This is a genomic window from Arthrobacter sp. TB 26 (assembly GCF_000427315.1).
GTDB lineage: Bacteria > Actinomycetota > Actinomycetes > Actinomycetales > Micrococcaceae > Arthrobacter.
The window spans coordinates 1-3532 of sequence record NZ_AUPJ01000206.1; the positions used below are offsets into that span (position 1 = coordinate 1).

Consider the following 3532-nt stretch of genomic DNA (forward strand, 5'->3'; position numbering starts at 1 on the left):
GGGACTATCTCATAAACGGTGTATCCGGCGGTTTGTTTTAGTAGTTTTCAGCTGCCGGGAATCGGTCGCTGAAAGTGATGGCGAAGGCGTTCAAAGCGGGCTTCCAGCGCATTGTCCATCGGGTCCTGCCGGCACCGGTCGGATCGAGGGATCGGGTGACCAGATACAGGCACTTTAGCGCAGCCTGCTCGGTCGGGAAATGACCCCGGGCCTTGACGGCGCGCCGGTACCTGGCGTTCAACGATTCGATCGCGTTGGTCGAGCAGATCACGCGCCGGATTTCCACGTCGTAGTCCAGGAAGGGGATGAACTCCTCCCAAGCATTTTCCCAGAGCCGCACGATCGCCCCGTATTTCCTGCCCCAGCGCTCCGTCAGCTCCTCGAACGCTGCCCGGGCCGCCGTGGCGTTCACGGCTGTGTAGATCGGCTTCACATCCCGTTTGAGCGCATCCCAGTCCTGCTTCGAGGCCAGCCGGAAGGTGTTGCGGATCAAGTGGATGATGCACGTCTGGACGGTCGTCAGCGGCCACACGTTCGCCACGACCTCGGGCAGGCCCTTGAGCCCGTCGCAGACCAGGAAAAAGCTGTCCTTCACGCCGCGGTTCTTGATGTCGGTGAGCACGCTCATCCAGAACTTCGCGCCCTCCCCGCCAGTGCCGGCCCACAGGCCCAGGATGTCCTTCTCCCCGGCCAGAGTGACACCAATAGCGGCATAGACAGGGCGGTTGGCGACCTGCCCGTCCCGGACCTTGACGACAATGGCGTCGATGAAGATCGCCGCGTAGACCTCATCCAACGGCCGGTTCTGCCACGCGGCCATCTCTTCAAGCACCCGGTCGGTGATCCGCGAGACCGTCTCCTTGGACACCGAGGCGCCGTAGATCTCGGCGAAATGGGCGCTGATCTCCCCGGTCGTCAGGCCCTTGGCGTAGAGCGAGAGGACCATCTCATCGACCCCGGTCAGCCGCCGCTGGCGCTTGGCGACGATCTTCGGTTCGAACGTGCCCTCCCGGTCCCGCGGAACATCGATCTGCACCGGGCCGGTCGTCTCCGTCAGCACGGTCTTTGACCGGGTGCCGTTGCGCGAGTTGGCAGTGTCCTTGGCCGCCGCATCGTGCCTTTCATAACCGAGATGCTCGGTTAATTCCTCATCCAGCGCGGTCTCGATGACGGTCTTGGTCAACTGCTTGAGCAGCCCATCAGGGCCGGTCAGCGCCAGGCCCTGTTCCTTGGCCATCCTCACCAGCTCACGGGCGGCATCGACCTCGGAAGTGTCTGTCAGTTTTTCAACGGTCTTGGTACTCGGCACAGCCTCAAGTGTTGCGGCCATATCGGGCTCCTCCCCGCCAGGCTCACCGCCCGGCGTGTCGAGCCGGATACACCGTTATTTACACAGTCCCATTTCTCTCTCCGGGGATCTGGATCAATCGACCTATAGGGCAGGCTGCCCCGTTATCGAGGCGGCCTGCCCCTCAAAACCACCTTGAAAGGACTGTCATGGAACACAAGACACCGGCTGGATTGAAGACCGGCGGCCGGAAATTGTGGCGCTCTGTCACGGATGAATACGAGTTAGGGGAGCATGAGTTATCTATCCTCTTGGAAGCTTCCCGGACTGTGGACGCCCTGGACGCGCTCGAAAAGATCGTAAGGGATGAGGGCGTCACTAACGTGTCCCCGCAGGGCGTGAGGGCTCACCCCGCGCTTGTCGAGGCCCGACAGCAGCGCGTGACCCTCGCCAAGCTTGTGGCAAGCCTTAGGATCCCACTGGAGGATGAACAGGAGGCCAGCAGATCACCGCAGAAGCGCTCCGGCGTCCGCCAGATTTCGGCTGTCAGATGAGGCGCCGGCAGAAGGAAGAAAAGGCCATAGACGGCAGCAATTACCCGTCCTGGCTGGATCAATTCGAGCCGAGCGAGTGGGGCAGCGGCTCCGATTATCAGTGCTGGAAAGCATGGGAGACGGCCCGCAGGGAGTGGGCCGAAGCTAACCTTCCCGGCGGTGCCGAGCAACTGAATTCCCATTGTGAACTCATCCCGGATCAGCCATGGAGCGAAGCTAAACACCTGATTTGATTGACCACGTACTAGCAAACAATCATGAAAGGGGCCATTGTGCCTGAAGAAACAGCGTCTATTGAAGCACTGACCGCCACCGCAAAGGCCGCACTACTCAAAGCCATCACAGAGGCAGCGCCGAAAGCCAGCGGCGCCGCAGAGCCGCTCGAACTGCTTGCACGGGCTTACGCCACAGTGGCAGGCGCCGGACCGCGTAAAGGCGAACTGACAGACTAGAAGCAACAAAGCGGCCCCGAATCTCTAAGGAGGTTCGGGGCCGCTTTTGTGTTTGGGCTCTGGCTTAGACCTTGGCGGCAGGCGCCAGGGCTGTTACCTCATTTGAAGCCATGAGCACTGCCGATATGCGTTTCAGGTAGCCCACGCAGATGATGAGCAGCCCCAGGATGCCGCCGCCAAGCAGCGTGAATCCGTTTATCGCGCCGGCGACTCCGGAAATTATGTATAACACCACCCCCAGGAAACAGAAGACAAGCCCTGTCTGAATGATGTTTTCGCCCGGAAGTTTACCGTTTTTCCCCAATTTAATCCCCATGCGCTGATCTAACCATGGTCCTCACAGGTAAGCAATGAAGCGGGAAACAGCACGGGTGCGCTAAATACTCACTGGGTTATGCTCACCCCATGATGAACTTTCCAGAACCGCAGGCATGGTGGGATCGGCTTTCTGGTGCGACTCAGGCCAGACTCCTAGTCAGCAATCCGCTAAATGAAGTGCCAGGTGACCTGATACCGGAGGTAGTGAGGGCCGGTGCGCCAGTCGCCGGGGCATGGTTCACAGCCACAGAGAACGGACCGGACAAGTTGAGCTTGCCAAGAAACTTTGAAGAGTTCCTGGAGGCGCGGCGGATTAACCGCTGACGGCACAGAAAAGCCCCGGACCAATGACAGGTGGCGGGGCAGTTCCTAGGGGCTTAGAACGCTGTCAGGCGGTCACGGCGTACTTGCTAGCAAGGGCAGCCAGGGCAGTTCCCGCCGCGATTGCCTGAGCCGGCGTCATTCCGCCTTGCGAATAGTCGGCATTCAACTCGAACTCGACGCCGTGCTCGACCGTGTATGTCGTTTCGATCTGCCACCCGTCGCCAGTTTCAGTCGGCCCGTCGTAGTAGTCTGCCGGCAAGTCCTGCTGTATCGGGTCCATTGCCTGGACGAAGCCCTCAGGAGGTGCGGGGGAAAGTGCTGTGTTATTCATGGCTGATACCTGCTTCTGTTGTGGTGGTGTCGAGGGTACTACTAGGAAAAGTCCGCCTGCTCCTTTCGACCGAGGTTAGTCCGCAAAAAGTCCGCAAGAAGTCCGCAAACCGCCCATTCAGGCCATGTAAGCCCAACCCTAAAAAGCCTGAAAACCCGCGGAAACTAGACGGTTTCAACACCCGCCGTTAGCCCTGGATGACTTCGAGCTGTACTACGGCGTCTAGCCACCAGCGGCTTTCCCTCAAAGGATTGCGCGACGGCGG

6 protein-coding genes are annotated in these 3532 nt (G+C 60.0%); 3 read left to right on the top strand and 3 right to left on the bottom strand.

The annotated features are described in order from the left end of the window. Positions 1 to 37: 37 nt before the first annotated feature. A complete protein-coding gene (locus K789_RS0107310; protein WP_024366175.1) occupies positions 38 to 1330 on the bottom strand; it encodes an IS256 family transposase in 1293 nt (430 codons plus the stop codon). A gap of 167 nt (positions 1331 to 1497) precedes the next feature. Between K789_RS0107310 and K789_RS0107315 the strand changes: the two genes are divergently transcribed. Genes K789_RS0107315 through K789_RS0107325 form a run of 3 tightly spaced genes read left to right on the top strand, consistent with a single transcriptional unit; the run spans position 1498 to position 2294 of the window. After that, on the top strand, positions 1498 to 1842 hold the full coding sequence (locus K789_RS0107315; protein WP_024366192.1) for a terminase: 345 nt from the start codon (positions 1498 to 1500) through the stop codon (positions 1840 to 1842). Further along, positions 1839 to 2075 carry a hypothetical protein gene (locus tag K789_RS25375; protein ID WP_024366193.1) on the top strand — a complete coding sequence of 79 codons (237 nt, stop codon included), beginning with the start codon at positions 1839 to 1841 and terminating at the stop codon, positions 2073 to 2075. Before K789_RS0107315 ends, K789_RS25375 begins: the two co-directional genes overlap by 4 nt. A 39-nt stretch (positions 2076 to 2114) precedes the next feature. Next, positions 2115 to 2294 (top strand): hypothetical protein, encoded by a 180-nt coding sequence (locus K789_RS0107325; protein WP_024366194.1) that lies wholly within the window; start codon positions 2115 to 2117, stop codon positions 2292 to 2294. A gap of 64 nt (positions 2295 to 2358) precedes the next feature. On the opposite strand, the gene K789_RS0107330 is transcribed toward K789_RS0107325, so the two are convergent. Together K789_RS0107330 and K789_RS0107335 are read right to left on the bottom strand one after the other, a co-directional pair. Beyond that, complete coding sequence (locus K789_RS0107330) at positions 2359 to 2610, bottom strand: hypothetical protein (protein WP_024366195.1); 252 nt, start codon at positions 2608 to 2610, stop codon at positions 2359 to 2361. A 390-nt stretch (positions 2611 to 3000) separates the two neighbouring features. After that, positions 3001 to 3267, bottom strand: a complete 267-nt coding sequence (locus K789_RS0107335) for a hypothetical protein (protein ID WP_024366196.1) — start codon at positions 3265 to 3267, stop codon at positions 3001 to 3003. Between the last annotated feature and the right edge of the window lie 265 nt (positions 3268 to 3532).